At 69.4% G+C, this 15,407-nt stretch carries 17 protein-coding genes and 1 pseudogene; 10 read left to right on the top strand and 8 right to left on the bottom strand.

From position 1 onward, the window contains the following. Positions 1–145: 145 nt before the first annotated feature. Positions 146–649, top strand: a complete 504-nt coding sequence (locus ACFWV8_RS02215; RefSeq protein ID WP_384197141.1) for a GtrA family protein — start codon at positions 146–148, stop codon at positions 647–649. Between the two features lie 3 nt (positions 650–652). On the opposite strand, the gene ACFWV8_RS02210 is transcribed toward ACFWV8_RS02215, so the two are convergent. Together ACFWV8_RS02210 and ACFWV8_RS02205 are read right to left on the bottom strand one after the other, a co-directional pair. Further along, positions 653–1,918 carry an ATP-binding protein gene (locus tag ACFWV8_RS02210; RefSeq protein WP_329386933.1) on the bottom strand — a complete coding sequence of 422 codons (1,266 nt, stop codon included), beginning with the start codon at positions 1,916–1,918 and terminating at the stop codon, positions 653–655. Positions 1,919–1,979: 61 nt separating this feature from the next. Next, positions 1,980–2,657, bottom strand: a complete 678-nt coding sequence (locus ACFWV8_RS02205) for a response regulator transcription factor (RefSeq protein WP_189109494.1) — start codon at positions 2,655–2,657, stop codon at positions 1,980–1,982. A gap of 158 nt (positions 2,658–2,815) precedes the next feature. Between ACFWV8_RS02205 and ACFWV8_RS02200 the strand changes: the two genes are divergently transcribed. Next, the gene (locus tag ACFWV8_RS02200; protein ID WP_384197139.1) at positions 2,816–4,369 is read left to right on the top strand and encodes a peptide MFS transporter; all 1,554 of its coding nucleotides are present in this window, start codon (positions 2,816–2,818) and stop codon (positions 4,367–4,369) included. A gap of 31 nt (positions 4,370–4,400) precedes the next feature. Here ACFWV8_RS02200 and ACFWV8_RS02195 read toward each other — a convergent pair whose 3' ends face one another. Both ACFWV8_RS02195 and ACFWV8_RS02190 read right to left on the bottom strand, forming a co-directional pair. Continuing rightward, entirely contained in the window at positions 4,401–4,889 is a 489-nt protein-coding gene (locus ACFWV8_RS02195) for an ATP-binding protein (protein ID WP_329386928.1), read from the bottom strand. A 200-nt stretch (positions 4,890–5,089) separates the two neighbouring features. Further along, on the bottom strand, positions 5,090–5,458 hold the full coding sequence (locus ACFWV8_RS02190; protein ID WP_384197223.1) for an STAS domain-containing protein: 369 nt from the start codon (positions 5,456–5,458) through the stop codon (positions 5,090–5,092). Positions 5,459–5,786: 328 nt separating this feature from the next. Between ACFWV8_RS02190 and ACFWV8_RS02185 the strand changes: the two genes are divergently transcribed. Beyond that, positions 5,787–6,692 carry an RNA polymerase sigma factor SigF gene (locus tag ACFWV8_RS02185; protein ID WP_329386926.1) on the top strand — a complete coding sequence of 302 codons (906 nt, stop codon included), beginning with the start codon at positions 5,787–5,789 and terminating at the stop codon, positions 6,690–6,692. Here ACFWV8_RS02185 and ACFWV8_RS02180 read toward each other — a convergent pair. Both ACFWV8_RS02180 and ACFWV8_RS02175 read right to left on the bottom strand, forming a co-directional pair. Beyond that, a complete protein-coding gene (locus tag ACFWV8_RS02180; protein WP_384197137.1) occupies positions 6,645–7,061 on the bottom strand; it encodes a hypothetical protein in 417 nt (138 codons plus the stop codon). The two genes, ACFWV8_RS02185 and ACFWV8_RS02180, sit on opposite strands and share 48 nt — an antisense overlap. Then, complete coding sequence (locus ACFWV8_RS02175) at positions 7,058–7,462, bottom strand: ATP-binding protein (RefSeq protein WP_384197135.1); 405 nt, start codon at positions 7,460–7,462, stop codon at positions 7,058–7,060. Before ACFWV8_RS02175 ends, ACFWV8_RS02180 begins: the two co-directional genes overlap by 4 nt. A gap of 234 nt (positions 7,463–7,696) precedes the next feature. Here ACFWV8_RS02175 and ACFWV8_RS02170 point away from each other — a divergent pair, with 234 nt between their 5' ends. Both ACFWV8_RS02170 and ACFWV8_RS02165 read left to right on the top strand, forming a co-directional pair. Further along, the gene (locus tag ACFWV8_RS02170) at positions 7,697–8,551 is read left to right on the top strand and encodes a helix-turn-helix domain-containing protein (RefSeq protein ID WP_384197133.1); all 855 of its coding nucleotides are present in this window, start codon (positions 7,697–7,699) and stop codon (positions 8,549–8,551) included. Beyond that, positions 8,551–8,757, top strand: a complete 207-nt coding sequence (locus tag ACFWV8_RS02165; RefSeq protein WP_384197131.1) for a DUF397 domain-containing protein — start codon at positions 8,551–8,553, stop codon at positions 8,755–8,757. Before ACFWV8_RS02170 ends, ACFWV8_RS02165 begins: the two co-directional genes overlap by 1 nt. Before the next feature lie 15 nt (positions 8,758–8,772). Here the strand turns inward: ACFWV8_RS02165 and ACFWV8_RS02160 are convergent, their stop codons facing one another. Both ACFWV8_RS02160 and ACFWV8_RS02155 read right to left on the bottom strand, forming a co-directional pair. After that, positions 8,773–9,207, bottom strand: a complete 435-nt coding sequence (locus ACFWV8_RS02160; RefSeq protein WP_384197129.1) for an NUDIX hydrolase — start codon at positions 9,205–9,207, stop codon at positions 8,773–8,775. 21 nt (positions 9,208–9,228) lie between these two features. Continuing rightward, the gene (locus tag ACFWV8_RS02155) at positions 9,229–9,744 is read right to left on the bottom strand and encodes a sulfatase-like hydrolase/transferase (protein WP_384197127.1); all 516 of its coding nucleotides are present in this window, start codon (positions 9,742–9,744) and stop codon (positions 9,229–9,231) included. A 39-nt stretch (positions 9,745–9,783) separates the two neighbouring features. On the opposite strand from ACFWV8_RS02155, the gene ACFWV8_RS02150 reads away from it, so the two are divergent. The 5 genes and pseudogenes from ACFWV8_RS02150 to ACFWV8_RS02130 all read left to right on the top strand — a co-directional run. Then, positions 9,784–10,254, top strand: coding sequence for a hypothetical protein (locus ACFWV8_RS02150; RefSeq protein ID WP_384197125.1), 471 nt, complete (start codon positions 9,784–9,786; stop codon positions 10,252–10,254). Between the two features lie 175 nt (positions 10,255–10,429). Beyond that, positions 10,430–11,365: an alpha/beta fold hydrolase gene (locus tag ACFWV8_RS02145; protein WP_384197123.1), complete on the top strand. Its 936-nt coding sequence runs from the start codon at positions 10,430–10,432 to the stop codon at positions 11,363–11,365. Between the two features lie 149 nt (positions 11,366–11,514). Beyond that, a complete protein-coding gene (locus ACFWV8_RS02140) occupies positions 11,515–12,666 on the top strand; it encodes a DegT/DnrJ/EryC1/StrS family aminotransferase (RefSeq protein ID WP_384197221.1) in 1,152 nt (383 codons plus the stop codon). Continuing rightward, a complete protein-coding gene (locus tag ACFWV8_RS02135) occupies positions 12,659–14,716 on the top strand; it encodes a lipopolysaccharide biosynthesis protein (RefSeq protein WP_384197121.1) in 2,058 nt (685 codons plus the stop codon). The genes ACFWV8_RS02140 and ACFWV8_RS02135 overlap by 8 nt, the downstream gene beginning before the upstream one ends. Positions 14,717–14,839: 123 nt before the next feature. Next, a pseudogene (locus tag ACFWV8_RS02130) lies at positions 14,840–15,404 on the top strand (serine hydrolase domain-containing protein); the annotation flags it as partial. Positions 15,405–15,407 lie beyond the last annotated feature (3 nt).

The following is a 15,407-nucleotide window of genomic DNA, read 5'->3' as shown; positions in this document are numbered from 1 at the left end:
GTCCGGCACCTTCCGGTGGTTACAGTGGGCCGGTCGGCGACGTAACCGCGACGCCGACGGAGCACGTCGACAGAGCACGTCGACGGACCACATCGACCGAATACGCCGACCGACACACGCCGACCGGACGGGGCTGAGCGACCTGATGACTGCCGCGCCTTCGCAGAGACCAGCCCTGCGGGAGCGGTTGTCGCTGCTCACCCACGAGATCGCCAAGTTCGGCGCGGTCGGCGGGGTGGGTCTGCTGGTCAATCTGGCGGTCTTCAACCTCGTACGGCACACCACCGAACTCCAGGTCGTACGGGCCAGCATCCTGGCCACCGTCGTCGCGATCGCCTGCAACTACGTGGGCTTCCGCTACTTCGCCTACCGGGACCGCGACAAGACCCGGCGGACGAAGGAGCTGACGCTCTTCCTGCTGTTCAGCGCGGTCGGGCTGGTCATCGAGAACGGTGTGCTCTACACGGCGACGTACGGGTTCGGCTGGGACGGGCCGCTCCAGAGCAACGTGTTCAAGTTCCTGGGGATCGGCGTGGCGACGCTGTTCCGCTTCTGGTCGTACCGGACGTGGGTGTTCCGCCGGCTCCGGCCGGAGCCCGCGCCCGTGCCGGGGCTGGTGCCGGAAGCGGAGCCCGGCCGGGTCACCTGACGCTCATCTGACAGTCCTCTTCGGCTCCTTGCGGATCCGCACCTCGCGGCTGAGGAACAGCGCGAAGACCGGCGGCTGCTGCTGGAGCAGTTCGAGCCGACCGCCGTCCGCCTCCGCCAGATCACGGGCGACCGCGAGCCCGATACCCGTCGAGTTGTGCCCGCTGATCGCGCGCTCGAAGATCCGTGACCCGAGGTCCGCCGGTACGCCGGGGCCCTCGTCCGTGACCTCGATCACGGCCTGGTTGCCGGTGATCCTGCTGCGCAGGGCGACGGTGCCGCCGCCGTGCATCAGCGAGTTCTCGATCAGCGCGGCGAGGACCTGCGCGACGGCGCCGGGGGTGCCGACGGCCCGCATGTGCTGGGTGCCGGAGCAGACGATCGCGCGTCCGGCGCTGCGGTAGGCCGGGCGCCACTCCTCGATCTGCTGCTGTACGACGTCGTCGAGGTCGAAGACGATCGCGGAGCCGGTGCGGGCGTCGCGCGAGTTGGTGAGCAGCCGCTCCACCACGTCGGTCAGCCGCTCCACCTGCGTCAGGGCGATCGTCGCCTCGTCCTTGACGGTGTCGGGGTCGTCGGTGGTGGAGATCTCCTCCAGGCGCATGGAGAGCGCGGTGAGGGGCGTACGAAGCTGGTGGGAGGCGTCGGCGGCCAGCCGGCGCTCCGCGGTCAGCATTCGCGCGATCCGCTCGGCGCTGGCGTCGAGGACGTCGGCGACCCGGTCCAGCTCGGGCACCCCGTACCGCTTGTGGCGGGGGCGCGGGTCGCCGGAGCCGAGGCGTTCGGCGGTCTCGGCGAGGTCGGTGAGGGGCGACGCGAGCTTGTTGGCCTGGCGTACGGCGAGCAGGACGGCAGCGATCACGGCGAGCAGTGCCACCGCGCCGATGATCATGAGGGTGCGGCCGAGTTCGGCCGTGACGGAGGCACGGGACTCCTCGACGGTGACGGTCTCGCCCTGCTCGCCCTCGGCCTTGCCCCTGATGGCGCCGTCGTCGGGGCGTGCGCCGATCTCGACGGCCGGGCGGCCGGGGATCTCGACCTTGGCGTACCGTCCGCCGTCGACCTGTTCCCGCAGGATCGCCTCGGTGACGCGCTCGCCGCCGAGCAGCCGGCTGTCGACGATGCTGACCAGCCGTACGGCCTCCAGGTCCACCCTCTCCTGGGCGCTGTTGCTGATGGTGCGGGTCTCGACGATGACGAGCGAGACGCCGAAGACGGCGATCACGACGAGCACCACGGCGAGCGTGGAGTTGATCAGACGACGGCGCACTGTGCCCTACTTCTGTTCGGCCCTGGGGCGCGTCCCGCCGGATCGGGCCGGGTCGCCCGCCTCAGCTCTTCTCGAAACGGAAACCGACGCCCCGTACCGTCGCGATGTACCGCGGGTTCGCCGCGTCGTCGCCCAGCTTCTTGCGCAGCCACGAGATGTGCATGTCCAGGGTCTTCGTGGAGGACCACCACGTGGTGTCCCAGACCTCGCGCATCAGCTGGTCGCGCGTGACGACCCGGCCCGCGTCCCTGACGAGGACCCGCAGCAGGTCGAACTCCTTGGCGGTGAGCTGGAGTTCCTCCTCGCCCATCCATGCCCGGTGCGACTCGACGTCGATACGGACGCCGTGCGTGGTGGGCGATGCGGCCGGCTCGCTCGCGCCGCGCCGCAGCAGGGCGCGGACCCTGGCGAGCAGTTCGGCCAGCCGGAAGGGCTTGGTCACGTAGTCGTCGGCGCCGGCGTCGAGGCCGACCACCGTGTCCACCTCGTCGGCGCGGGCGGTCAGCACCAGCAGGGGCACGGAGTGGCCCTCGGAGCGGAGTCTGCGGGCGACTTCGAGACCGTCCATGCCGGGCAGTCCGAGGTCGAGTACGACCAGGTCCACTCCGCCCTGGAGGCCGGCTTCGAGCGCGGTGGGACCGTCTTCGCGTACCTCCACCTCGTAGCCCTCCCTGCGCAGTGCGCGGGCCAGCGGCTCCGAGATGGACGCGTCGTCCTCGGCGAGCAGTACACGGGTCATGAGGTTGATGGTAGTCCGCGTGGAGGAGCGTCCGGGCAGTGATCGCCGATGCCTGCGGCTCCGGCCGCGCGGCACGTCGTAGGACCAATCGGGGATCTTTGGCCGCCCAAGGGCCGAAGGTCCCCTTTTCGCGCACCCGGCCGGGCGAGGATCCCCCCATGGCGTCCAGCCTCACCAAGGACTCCCCCGAACCGACCGGCGGCCGCCCCACGGCCCCCGGCCCCCAGGGCGTACCCGAGAAGACGTTCTTCGGCCATCCGCGCGGACTGGCCACGCTCTTCATGACGGAGATGTGGGAACGCTTCAGCTTCTACGGCATGAAGGCTCTGCTCACGATCTATCTGATCTCGGGCGGCCCCGAGGCCTCGAAGGGCCTTCAGGGGGGCGGCCTGGGGATGACCCTGGCCACCACGACGGCGATCTACTCCATCTATCTGTCGATGGTCTATCTGCTGGCCATGCCCGGCGGCTGGCTGGGCGACCGGGTCTGGGGCCCGCGCAGGACCGTGACCATCGCGGCCTGCACCATCATGGCCGGCCATCTGACGCTCACCCTGCCCGGCTCGGGCACCTTCTTCGCCGGTCTGGGGCTGGTGGCGCTCGGCTCGGGTCTGCTGAAGTCCAACATCTCCACGATGGTCGGCCATCTCTACGACGGCACCGACGACCCGCGCCGCGACGGCGGCTTCACCATCTTCTACATGGGCATCAACATCGGTGCCTTCTTCGCGCCGCTGGTCATCGGCACCGTCGGTGAGAAGTACAGCTGGCACCTCGGCTTCGCGCTCGCGGCACTCGGCATGGGCATCGGCCTGCTCGTGTTCCTGCTCGGTACGAAGCACCTGGCCCCGCGGAGCAGCCACGTACCGACGCCGTTGTCCGCCGAGGAACGGGGGAGCTGGCTGAGGAAGGGGCTGACCTGGCTGCTGATCGGCTCGGTCTTCTACGGACTCGCCGTCTTCACCGGCCACTTCACCATCAACTGGGCGATGGTGCCGCTGACACTGGCGGGCATCGTCATCCCGGCCGGGGTGCTGGTCCGGATGAAGCGCGACAAGGATCTCTCGCCGGCCGAACAGGCGAAGATGTCCGGCTACATCTGGTTCTTCGTCGCGGCGGCCGTCTTCTGGATGATCTACGACCAGGGCGGGTCGACGATCCAGGCCTTCGGTACGACGAAGGCCGCCGACCATGTCTTCGGCATCGGCTTCCCGACGTCCTGGTACCAGTCGCTGAACCCCGTCTTCATCATGGCGCTGGCGCCCGTGATCGCCTGGCTCTGGCTCTGGCTGAACCGGCGGGGCCAGGAGCCGAGCACGGTCGTGAAGTTCGCCGCGGGTCTGGCCTTCGTGGGTGTCTCGTTCTTCTTCTTCCTGATCCCGCTGATACTGGCGGCCGATGGCACCCTGGTCAGCCCGGTGTGGCTGGTGGGCATCTATCTGATCCAGACGGTGGGCGAGCTGTGTGTCTCACCGGTCGGTCTGTCGGTGACGACGAAGATGGCGCCGGCGAAGTACGCCGGTCAGATGATGGGTGTGTGGTTCCTCGCGGTCACCGCGGGCGACTCTGTGACCGGGATGCTCTCGATCGCCGGGGTGGATCTGAGCCGTACGGGGGTGGTGGCCGTGGAGGCGGCGCTGGCCACGCTCGCGGGCTTCGCGGTCTTCATGTACCGCAGGACGGTGCGTGGGCTGATGGGGGACGTGCGCTGAGGGTCTCTCGCGCTTCTCGCCGGTCTCGCCGCTAGGACGGGGCCGCGAGGATCGCCCAGACCGTCTTGCCGGGGGCTCCCGGCGTACGGGACACCCCCCAGTCCAGACAGAGCCGCTGCACGATGAACATGCCGTGGCCGCCCGGCCGTCCGGCACGGTGCGGGGTACGGGGCGCGGGCTGGCCGGTGCCGCGGTCCGTGACCTCCAGGCGCAGCACCTTGGTGTCTGAGGAGACCCGGAGCTGTTCGGGGCCCTCGGCGTGCAGGCACGCGTTGGTGACCAGCTCGGAGACGACGAGCAGGACGTCCTCCGCGGCGGCGCGTCGGTCGGCGGTCTCGGCCGGCAGCCAGCCCCAGTCGTAAAGGGCCTGGCGGGTGAAGTCGCGCGCCATCGGGACGATGCCGCTGGCGCTGCCCAACGCCAGGGTGCGTACCCGGCTTTCGGGCCCGGCGGAGTGGGTACCCGCGCCGTCCGGCTCGGAGCCGAAATCGCCCGGCGGAAACTGCCGGGTGGTGCTCATCAGCGCTTCACCTCACCGATTCACCGGTTCGCCAATTGGTCGTTCTCATCTAGACATCGGTACAGAGACTGCCTGGCCTGTCCCGACCGGCCCGGGGTCTCTTCTGCCCGGCGTAATCGTGACAACACCCACAAGACCTACGCGGGTGACGTGACACTTGCAACATCTGGTTCACACAAGGCCCTCGTGCGGGCCCCGGGTCAGTCGGCAAGAGCCGCTTCCAGCGAATCGTGCACGGTGAAGACCGCGTCGGCGCCGGTGATTTCGAAGACCCTGGCGACCACCGGCAGCATCGCGGCCAGATGGACCGCACCGCCGGCCGCTTCGGCCCTGAGACGGGCCCCGAGCAGGACGTTCAGCCCGGTCGAGTCACAGAATTCGAGCTGCGAGCAGTCGATCACGAGCCGGTCCCGGCCCTGGTCGAGTGCTTCGTCCAGAGGTGCGCGCAACAGCCCGGCGGTGTGGTGATCCAACTCACCCGCGGCTGTCACGACCTCGCTTCGGCCCTCGGTCCGAACTTCGACCCGGAGCCGGCCCCGGTTCGTGCTGCCGACCGTCTGGCGGTCCATGCCCGTCCGTCCCTCTTCTGCGGTGAAGTGCGCCGTCGTCAGATGTTTCAGAAGTTGCCGCATATCGCGATGTGATCGTGCTTGTCGTCGCGTCGCATGCCGTTGACGTTCGTCGAAACATTACGCCTTTCACACGGCCTCCGGTAGCCAATCTCCCCCACAAGGCGGACATATGTGCGAAATGACACTTGCACCTGTCCGCGCTGAACCGATAGGGCTAGTAGGGACACAAGAACCAGACCGACACGACCGGCTATGGAGGCGCCGCAAACCGCAGCAGCGCGTATTGGCATCGGCAGCCATATGCCGAGAACGTATGGAGGAGACCATGTCACCCCGGCTCGACGAACCGCGTACCCACGAGGCGCCGTCGACAACCCCGTCCGAACCTGACGAGACCGGCGCCACACTCGCGTCCGGTTTCCCGGGCCTCGATGACATGCCAGAGATCCCGCCCTTCGAAGAGGTCGGCGCGCTGGACGCGCGGGCACTGTCCAAGACGCTCTTCGAGCGCCTTGAGGGCCTGGAAGAGGGCACCCACGAGCACGCGTACGTGCGCAACACCCTGGTCGAGCTGAATCTCGCCCTGGTCAAGTTCGCCGCCTCCCGGTTCCGCTCCCGCAGCGAGCCCATGGAGGACATCATCCAGGTCGGCACGATCGGCCTGATCAAGGCGATCGACCGCTTCGAGCTCAGCAGGGGCGTCGAGTTCCCCACCTTCGCGATGCCGACGATCGTCGGCGAGATCAAGCGCTTCTTCCGCGACACGTCGTGGTCGGTGCGGGTGCCGCGCAGGCTTCAGGAGCTCCGCCTCGAACTGGCCAAGGCCGGCGACGAGTTGTCCCAGCAGCTGGACCGCGCGCCAACCGTCGGCGAACTCGCCGACCGGCTCGGCATCACCAACGACGAGGTCGTCGAGGGGATGGCGGCGAGCAACGCGTACACGGCGAGCTCGCTGGACGCGCAGCCGGAGGAGGACGACACCGAGGGCGCGCTGTCGGACCGCATCGGCTACGAGGACCACGGGATCGAAGGCATCGAGTACGTCGAGTCGTTGAAGCCGCTGATAGCGGGACTTCCGTCACGCGACCGGACGATCCTCTCGCTGCGGTTCGTGGCCAACATGACGCAGTCGGAGATCGGCGAGGAGCTGGGCATCTCCCAGATGCACGTGTCCCGCCTGCTCTCACGCACGCTGGTGAGGCTCCGAAAGGGCCTGACGCTCGACGAGTGACACCTCTCCAACCAGCCCCCCACGCGGCCCGGCGGCAGTCACGGACTCCCGCCGGGCCGCGTGCGCGGGGACCGGCGCCGCCGAGAGTATGTAGATGACCAACTCATCCCTGACGAGGAACGAGTACGCGACTTCCCGCCCGAGCCGCGCGAGCGCACGCTGCTGCTCCCGCCCGTCGGCCCGCCACGCGCGCAACGGCCGGGCTGCATACGAGTCGAGCTGATCGGCGATGTGCTCGGCCCGCTCCGCCAGCCACGTCAGGGCCGTCCACGGCGAGTCGGCCGCGTGCCCGCCGAGCCAGAACAACCGCCGGTCGTGGAGGGTATAGGCGACGCAGTCGGCGCGGTAGGTGAGTTCGGGGAGGCTCACACCAAGTCCTGCCGGTGGATGGGCAGGTGCACCCATACGGTCTTGCCGACATCACGGGGCCTGACGCCCCAGCCCGCACTGAGGGCGTCCACGAGTAACAGGCCCCGCCCGTGGGCGTCGGTCTCCTGAGGCTTCCTCAACTCCGGCATCTGCCACCGGAACGAGTCGGAGACTTCGAGCACGAGTACACCGCCGCGTCGGCGCAGTCCGAGTTCGAAGAACTCGCCCGTACCAAGAGCGTGCTGGACGACGTTGGTCGTCAACTCACTGGTGACGAGGGCGGCGACGTCGACGAGGCCGCCCAACTTCCACTCGGTCAGTAGTACTTCGACGTGGCGTCGGGCCGCGGGGACGGAGTCCCTGCGGATCCGGAACCTCTTGATGTGTGTGCGCCCGGACATGCGTCCCCCAAGGGTTGTGGGCAGGCGGAACCAGGGATCACGGCCTGTCGCGACTTGGCGACACCACGTGATGCAACTCACCGTATGGGTCAACGCGCACATACTGCAATCGAACTTGAGCGAGAAGTTGCATCTCACTCCTCGTCTCAACTTGTTGGCGTGTAGCGTCCACAGCCGTGCAAACTGGTCACGGACAGTGGAGGAGAGAACATGCCCGCAGGTGGACGACCTACCGTGCGCAGCAGGCGACTTGGGGCGGCGCTGAGGCGCTACCGCGAAGCGGCGAAGCTGGATCAGACGCACGCGGCGGAGCACATCGCGGGCTCGAAGGCCAAGATCAGCCGCATCGAGACGGGCCAGGTCTCCGCCCGGCCCGGTGATGTCCGGCTGATGCTGGAGCTGTACGGGGTCGAGGACCGCGAGGTCTGTTTACGGCTGGAACAACTGGCGCGGGACTCCAACAAGCGGGGTTGGTGGCTGGACTTCCCCTGGGCGAGCAGAAATGAGGGGTTCGCCGACTTCGTGACGCTGGAGACAGACGCCAGTTACATCCGTTCCTGGCAGCCGCTCTTCATCCCGGGCCTGCTCCAGACCGATGACTACCTGAAGACCCTCTTGGGCGGGAGTCTCACCGCCTACTCGCCTCCAGCGGTCGAAGAAATGGTCGGCATCCGGCAGACACGGCGACGGACCATCGAGGAGGGCGGCGCCCGATTCGCGACGGTCATCTGGGAGCCGGCGCTGACTGCGCCCATGCCGTCCGCGAAGATCCACCGCGAACAGCTCAGCCACATCTGGGATGTGGCGCAGCGTCAGAACGTGAGCATTCAGGTCCTGCCACTCGGCGAATGGCAGGCCGCACACATGAGCACTCATTTCGTGTTGTTCAACTTCGGCCCGGAGCCGGCACCGGAAGCCGTCGCGTACGACACCACGACCAGCACCGTTCTCTTGGAAGACCTGGCGGAGATGGCCAATCATGCCCAGATCTTCGAAGCGCTGCGGTCCGCCGCGCTGACCCCGGATCAGAGCCTTGCTTTCATCGATAGGACGATGAAGGAAATCCCGGCGAGCGAGAAGGACACGTGATGAAGAACCAGGACGTCGTGACCGCGTTCAAGAAGTCCAGTGCTTCGGCAGGCGGCACCCAGGACTGCGTCGAGGTCGCCCACACCGCCGACGGCGGACGCGCGGTACGCGACACCAAGGACCGCGCCGCCGGAACCCAGTTCTACACACCCGCCCAGTGGTCCGCGTTCCTTACCGGCATAAAGAACGGTGAAATCGGCGCGTAGCTACGTTGCCAACGGCTACGCGTTCCTGTCGGCCAGTAGCAGGGCGAGGGGACCGGCGGGCAGGAGGAACCGGCCGCCGGCGGCGGCAGTGAGGGCCTCGCCGATCGGCCACCACGCCAGTTTGAAGTCGGCCTCGTTCGGGCTCAGCTCCTGTGGGCCCAGCGCCAGTTGGCGGGCCTCGAACAGGTGAATACGGGCTGTGGAGGCCAGGGTCATGGCGTAGGAGCCGAGCGCGCGCCACTCGGTGGCTGTGGTTCCGGCCTCTTCCCGCAGTTCGCGGCGGGCGCAGTCCTCCGGGGTCTCACCGTCCTCGCGTCGCCCGCCGGGCAGGAACAGGTACTCGCCGCCGTGGCGCGGGAAGTCGGCGGTCAGGATGGCTACCCGGTCGCTGTCATCGCGCGCCACGATCACGGACGCGTCGCGGGTGGGGGCACTGGGGTCGTCGCTCATGCCCGGCGAGCGTAGTGGGGTTCAACCCCGGAGCATGGCCGCGTAGGGGTCGTTCATCACCACGGGGTGGGCGATTCTCCGGCCGTGGAAGCCGTCCTCTCCGAAGGCCTCGCCATGGTCGGCGCACATGATGACCAGCCACTGGCGGCGGGCGGTGAGCGTGGTGATCAACCGTCCAAGATGTTCGTCGGCGTAGGCCAGGGCTGCGGCCTGGGACTGGACGGTGTCCGTGCTGCCGCCGAGGTAGTGGCCGTGGGGGACGTGGGTGGCCGAGACGTTGACGAACAGGAACAGGGGCTCGGTCGGGCTGTCAGCCGCTTCGAGGGCCTGGTCGACCTGATGGCGAGTGGAGTCGGGTTCGGGTGAGGAGAATTCGGGGCGCCAATAGTCCTCGTCGAACATGTCCGGCAGGACGGATCCGAGCGGTGTCTCACGGGAGAAGTAGGTGACGCCGCCGATGCACACGGTGCGGTAGCCGTTCCGGCCGAGCCCGGCCAGAAGACTCGGGGCCTCGAACACGAAGGTTTGGTCGGGCACAGTCCCCAGCTGTGCCACGTCACGGGACAGATGGCGGGCATGGTCGCTATCGTCCTGCACGACCTCGGCGAACATCGTGAGGCCCACCGCTGGTTCGCCACCGCCCGACGAGCTGCCAAGCAGTCAGGGGACCGACTTCTGCATGCCTGGGTGCTCGGACGCGAGGCGATGGTTCCGTTGAACTACGGTGCCCCGGCCGCCGCCGCGAAACTCACCGACGAGGCACGGCACCTCGCCGGAAACAGCCCCAGCGCCGCTGCGGCCCTCGCAGCCGCCGTCGCCTCCCGCGCGTACGCGATCGGCGGCCACCGGGACAAGGCCCTCGTCGCTGTCGCCGATGTCGAGCGACTGGCCGGTCGGCTCACTCCGCAGCAGCACGCCGACACCTGGTTCGGCTACCCGTTGCAGAAGCATCACGTCCACATGAGCCAGGCACTCACCCAACTCGGTGAGACCGGCCGCGCGTACGAGACGCAGGCAACTGCGTTGGAGTTGTCGCGGGCGCCGTGACCAGCGGCTTCGTGATGCGTACCGCTCCGTGGTCGCTTGCGGGGGTTAACCCCATCGTGCTCGCTGGTATCAGTGGCACCACCGACTGACGTGCCAGCCGGATTCTGTGATCAACCGCGTCACCGAATGATTGCGCTGAAAGCACAACAGCACCTCAGTCGCCGAAGGATCACTCATGTCCCGCACTCCCCGCACGCACCGGTCCACGTATCGCGTTCTGTCGGCCCTCGCCTTGCTGACCCTGGCCGGCGGTGCCCTCACGGCCTGCGGGGACGACGACTCCGCCCCCGAGCGCGCCGTCTCCTCCCCGGCCACGTCGTCCGCCCCACCGAAAGCCGGCCGGTCAGGCGGGGCGGAGCTGCGCATGATCAGCAATGATGGGCATCGGCTGGCCTTCCATGTCACACCGGGCAACGGCGACACGATCGTCCTGGACTCGGGCGGCGGCGAGGACTCCTCGCAGTGGAAGGATCTCGTTCCCAAGCTACGCGCGGACACCGGTGCCACCGTCATCACCTACGACCGGGCCGGGCTCGGGAAGAGCGACGTGGTGCCCGGTCCGTGGAAGGTCGAGAGCGCTGTCAGCGACCTCAAGGCCGGGCTTGAGCAGTTGGGCGTCACCAAGAACGTGACCCTGGTGTCCCACTCCCAGGCCGGTGAGATCGCGAACTACTTCGCCAAGGACAACCCGAAGATGCTCTCCGGCGCGGTCCTGGTCGACGCCAATCTCCCCCCGTTCTTCACGGACGAGGAGATTCCCCGGCTCGTAGCCGCGAACCAGCCGCAGGTCGACGCGGCGAAGAAGGACCCCGACCGGCCGGAGAACCGGCAGCTCCTCTCCACCGCGGATGGCTTCGGCCCGGCGCACGAGGCGTTCCACAAGGTCAGTTGGCCGGACTCCGTCCCGGCGACGGTCATCGTTTCGGAGAAGACCCCCCTCGACGGGTCGCCCGTGGACGCCCAGCGCTGGCGCGACGCCGCAGCTTCGTTCGTCGAGGACGGGCCCGGCCGAACGCTCGTCACCGCCAAGCGCAGTTCCCACGACGTGCCGAAGGACCGACCCGACCTCGTACTCAAGGAGATCGCGGACATGGTCGCCGCGCAGCGGTGACCGCCCGCCCCCAATCAACGGACCGACGGACCGACGGGGACCGTATTGACGGGAGCGTCCGCTAAGGCCACATTGATCCGGGGGCAGGGGGGAATGGTATGGCTCAGGGGGTGGGCTGTCCGATGCCGTACGCCGTATTGGAAGGGGTCATGCGGCAGCGGCTCGGCAGGGAGTGTCTCTACGTGCCGTCGTGCAGGCTCGGGCTCTACGTGGCGCTGCGGCACTGGTGCCGGCCCGGTGGGCGGGTGTTGATGTCGCCCGTCAACGACGACGTCATCATGTTCGTGGTGCTCGCCGCCGGACTGCGGCCCGTCCAGGCGCCGTTGAACGGGCGGGACGGGTCGATCGACCTGGCCGCCGTTCCGGAGTCCGACTGGCGGGGGCTGTCCGCCGTACTGACCACGAATCTGTACGGGAATCCCGACCCCGCACCCGAACTGCGCGCCCGCTGCGACGCGTTGGGGATCCCGTTGATCGAGGACGCGGCACACGCGATCGGCAGCGAGGTGGGCGGCCGGGCCGTCGGCACCTTCGGGGACGCGGCCGTCTTCAGCCTCTCCAAGCATGTGGGCGCCAAGACCGGTGGGTTCCTCGCCATGGCCGACCCCGGGCTCCGTACGGAACTGGCGGCGGCCCGCGACGCGCTCCTCCGACCGGCCGGGCTCGCCGCCGAACTCGCCTACGCCGTAAGGCCGTACGCGGAGGCCGGGGTGCGCGGACTGCGGCTGGTGCGGGCCGCGCGGGGGCTGCTGCGCGCCGCCGGGGCCGAGGAACGCCGGGGCATCCGGATGGAGTTGCGGCCGGGTGAACTGAAGGAGGCGCTGGCCGACGCGCGGGGGCTCGACGGCTTCGACTCGTGGGTGCGCGTCGACATGCACCCGTACCGCGCCACGCCGGGCCGCGTGCGTCTGAGACGTACCGAACGGCTGCTGTCCGGGCTCGATCCGCTGCTCGGGGCCCACCGGGCGGGCACGGAACGGCTGTTGGCGACGCGGTGGGCACCGGGCGGGACGCACGGAGGGGTGCAGCCGCTGTTCCGGGTGCCGTTGCTGGTCGCCGACCGGGACGCCGCGGTCGCCGCGCTCGCCAAGCGCCGGATCACCACGGGTTATCTGTACGACCCGCCGCTCGACGTCTACGCGGGCGACGTCTTCACCGACGCGTCGCCGCACCCCGCGCCCGCCGCCTGGTTCGCCCGGCACGCGCTGCCGGCCGATCCGTTACGGGCCGGTCAAGTCATCGCCGCACTTGACGAGTTGGGGGCCGAGCCCGTCTTACCTCCGGGGTACGACGGTGGCTGACACCCTGCGGAAGGGCGCGTCGACCGAGGGCGGCGGAGACGCCGAGAGCGACAGGGGCGCCCACAGCGACTCGATGTTCCGCAACGCGTACGCGCTGATGCTCTCCACCGGCGTCTCCGCCGCCCTCGGCCTCGGCTTCTGGCTGGTCGCCGCCCGCTACTACACGGAGGAGGCCGTCGGCCAGGGGTCCGCCGCCATCGCCGCGATGCGGCTGCTGGCGTCCCTCACCGCGACCACCATGATCGGTGCGGTGGTGCGCTACGTGCCCCGGGCCGGGCGGGCGACCGGGGCGCTGGTGTGGCGCGCGTACGCGGTCAGTTCGGCCGTCGTGTGCGTCGCCTGCGTGGTCTTCCTGCTGACGCTCGACCTGTGGGGCCCCTCGTACGCGCCGCTCGGCGGCGTCACCGCCGGGCTCCTCTTCACCGGCTCGTGTGTGGCCTGGGCGCTGCTCACCCTCCAGGACGGGGTGCTGACCGGGCTGCGCAGGGCCTTCTGGGTGCCGGTCGGCAACGCCGTCTTCTCACTCGGGAAACTGCTGCTGCTCGTCGTGTTCGCCACCGCGATGCCGGTCCTCGGCGTCTTCGTGTCGTGGGCGGCGGCCATCGCCCTGTCCGTACTGCCCCTGGGCTGGCTGGTGTTCCGCCGGCTCATCCCGCGCCAGGCCGCCGCCGACCGGGACCGCGAGCCGCCGCGCCCGGCGGACATCGGGCGGTTCCTGGCCGGTGACTCGGTCGGCGCCCTGTTCAGCCTGGCGATGATCAACCTGCTGCCGGTGATGGTCGCCGTCCGCTTCGACGCGGCGCACAACGCGTTCTTCTACACCGCCTACACCGTCGGCGGGACGATGGAGTTCATGGCCATCAACATGGCCTCGTCCCTGACCGCGCACGCCTCGCACTCCCCCGAGCGGCTGGCGGAGGGCGTAAGGGGGGCGCTGCGCCGGATGACGCTGCTGCTGGTGCCCGTCGTGCTGGTGCTGGTGATCTTCGCGCCGCAGGTGCTCGCGCCCTTCGGGGCGGACTACGCCGAACACGGCTCGACGGTGCTGCGCCTGCTGGCCGCCGCCGCGCTGCCCCGGGTCGTGGTGGAGCTGTATATCGGTGTGCTGCGTGTCCAGGGGCGTACGGGAATGCTCGCCGCCCTTCAGGGCGTCATGTGCGTGTGTGTCCTCGGGAGCGCGGTCGTGCTGCTCGGGCCCGCCGGGATCTCGGGTGCCGGGCTGGCGATGCTGCTGTCCATGACGCTGGTCGCGCTGCTGGCGGCGCCGGGGCTGCGGTCGGCGCTGAAGGGGCACGGGCGGGGGCGTGCGCGGGCGCAGTCACGGTCGCGGTCACAGAAGCAGGGCTACGGGACGACATGGGCGCGCGAGGCCGCCGAGCTCAAGGTGGCCACGGCTCGTACGGAAGCGGCGGAACCGGCCCCGCATCCCAAGCGGCGCCTGTCCACCGCCGTGCTCTGGGTCCTTCTGGCCCTGGCCACCGGGCTGTTCTGGACACCGCTGCGGGGCATGGCCGACATCGCCGCCGACGAGGTGTCGGGGACCCAGTTCCTCGCCGCGCTTCCGCCGTTGACCCTGGGCGCCGGAGTCCTGCTGATCGTCGTCCAGTGCGCGGCCGTGGCAGCCGTACGGTCGCGTCCGCTCCTGCTCACGGCCGGCCTGCTGGCCCTGTTCACCGCGCTGCACGGAGCGCCGGTCCTTCTCGGCGTACGGCCCGAGGCGGTGTCGGGCCCCTGGCACCGGCCGGTCACCGAAGCCATCGCCCAACTGACCGGGCAGGCACTGGCGTTGGAGCTCCTGCCCGGCGTACTGCACCTGCTCTGCCTGGGGCTGGCCGCCGTCGCGCTCCGCGCGTCATTCGCGAACGGGCGGCTGGAGGGGCGGGCGGTCGCGACGGCGGTCTGGTGCCTGGCGGTGGCGCTCTGGTCGGCGCAGGGCGTTTTCGCCACGGTCGCCGTGCCGGTGACGCTGGGTCTGCTGGCGGTCGCCGCCACCGCCGTACTCGCGCGAATCCTGCGGATCGTCAAACCGAAATCCACGTCCGGCAGCTGAGCGTTGGCGGGTGTCCGATATGTGAGGTCCACTGGTGGATGTACGCGGAATCAGCTTCCTCCTGAGGGGATGATGGCATGTCCACCGAGACCAACGCCCGTGACATCACAGGTGACTTGGTCGGGCACCCGCTGGCACTACTCCAACTTCGCCGTCTCCGTCCTCGGGCACGCGCTCTCCACCGCCACGCGCACCAGTTGGGACACGTTGATGGAGGAGCAGGTCCCGGTGCCGCTCGGGCTGTCCGGTACGTCAACTCGCTGCGCCGGTACGGCCAGCGATGCGATCGGGCACGCCGGGGACGGCGTGAGTGAGGTGCCGCCGCTGCGTATCGGCGGCTTCGCGGCGGCGGGCGCGGTCCGGGCCCACCCCGCACGATCTGCTCACCTTCCTTGAGGCGCATCTGCGGCCCGAGCGCACACCGGCGCTGGCGCACGCGCTGCACGCGGTGCGCCGCCCGGTGCTGCGGCGCGGCGTGGGCAAGGCGCACACGCACACCCTGACCTGGTTCCAGCATCCGACCGCGAACGGTCCGGCGTACTTCCACTGCGGGGCGACAAGCGGGCAGCAGGCGTTCATCGGGTTCTGTCCGGGGACGGGGACGGCGGTGGCGGCGCTCGCCACGCGGCGGTTCAGGCGGGCGGACCGGTTCGTGCCGACGGCGTACGAGGTGCTGCTCGGCGGTTGAGGA

Origin of the sequence: Streptomyces sp. NPDC058665 (assembly GCF_042714995.1) — a bacterium.
In the GTDB taxonomy this organism is placed as follows: domain Bacteria; phylum Actinomycetota; class Actinomycetes; order Streptomycetales; family Streptomycetaceae; genus Streptomyces.
The sequence above is the reverse complement of the archived record's forward strand: the minus strand, read 5'-3'. Positions and strand labels throughout refer to the sequence as shown.

Bases quoted from the DNA above. Each gene is read 5' to 3' on its own strand.
- ACFWV8_RS02215 (WP_384197141.1), top strand. From the start codon at position 146: ATGACTGCCGCGCCTTCGCAGAGACCAGCCCTGCGGGAGCGGTTGTCG.
- ACFWV8_RS02205 (WP_189109494.1), bottom strand. From the start codon at position 2,657: ATGACCCGTGTACTGCTCGCCGAGGACGACGCGTCCATCTCGGAGCCG.
- ACFWV8_RS02200 (WP_384197139.1), top strand. From the start codon at position 2,816: ATGGCGTCCAGCCTCACCAAGGACTCCCCCGAACCGACCGGCGGCCGC.
- ACFWV8_RS02195 (WP_329386928.1), bottom strand. From the start codon at position 4,889: ATGAGCACCACCCGGCAGTTTCCGCCGGGCGATTTCGGCTCCGAGCCG.
- ACFWV8_RS02190 (WP_384197223.1), bottom strand. From the start codon at position 5,458: ATGGACCGCCAGACGGTCGGCAGCACGAACCGGGGCCGGCTCCGGGTC.
- ACFWV8_RS02185 (WP_329386926.1), top strand. From the start codon at position 5,787: ATGTCACCCCGGCTCGACGAACCGCGTACCCACGAGGCGCCGTCGACA.
- ACFWV8_RS02175 (WP_384197135.1), bottom strand. From the start codon at position 7,462: ATGTCCGGGCGCACACACATCAAGAGGTTCCGGATCCGCAGGGACTCC.
- ACFWV8_RS02165 (WP_384197131.1), top strand. From the start codon at position 8,551: ATGAAGAACCAGGACGTCGTGACCGCGTTCAAGAAGTCCAGTGCTTCG.
- ACFWV8_RS02160 (WP_384197129.1), bottom strand. From the start codon at position 9,207: ATGAGCGACGACCCCAGTGCCCCCACCCGCGACGCGTCCGTGATCGTG.
- ACFWV8_RS02150 (WP_384197125.1), top strand. From the start codon at position 9,784: ATGGTCGCTATCGTCCTGCACGACCTCGGCGAACATCGTGAGGCCCAC.
- ACFWV8_RS02145 (WP_384197123.1), top strand. From the start codon at position 10,430: ATGTCCCGCACTCCCCGCACGCACCGGTCCACGTATCGCGTTCTGTCG.
- ACFWV8_RS02140 (WP_384197221.1), top strand. From the start codon at position 11,515: ATGCGGCAGCGGCTCGGCAGGGAGTGTCTCTACGTGCCGTCGTGCAGG.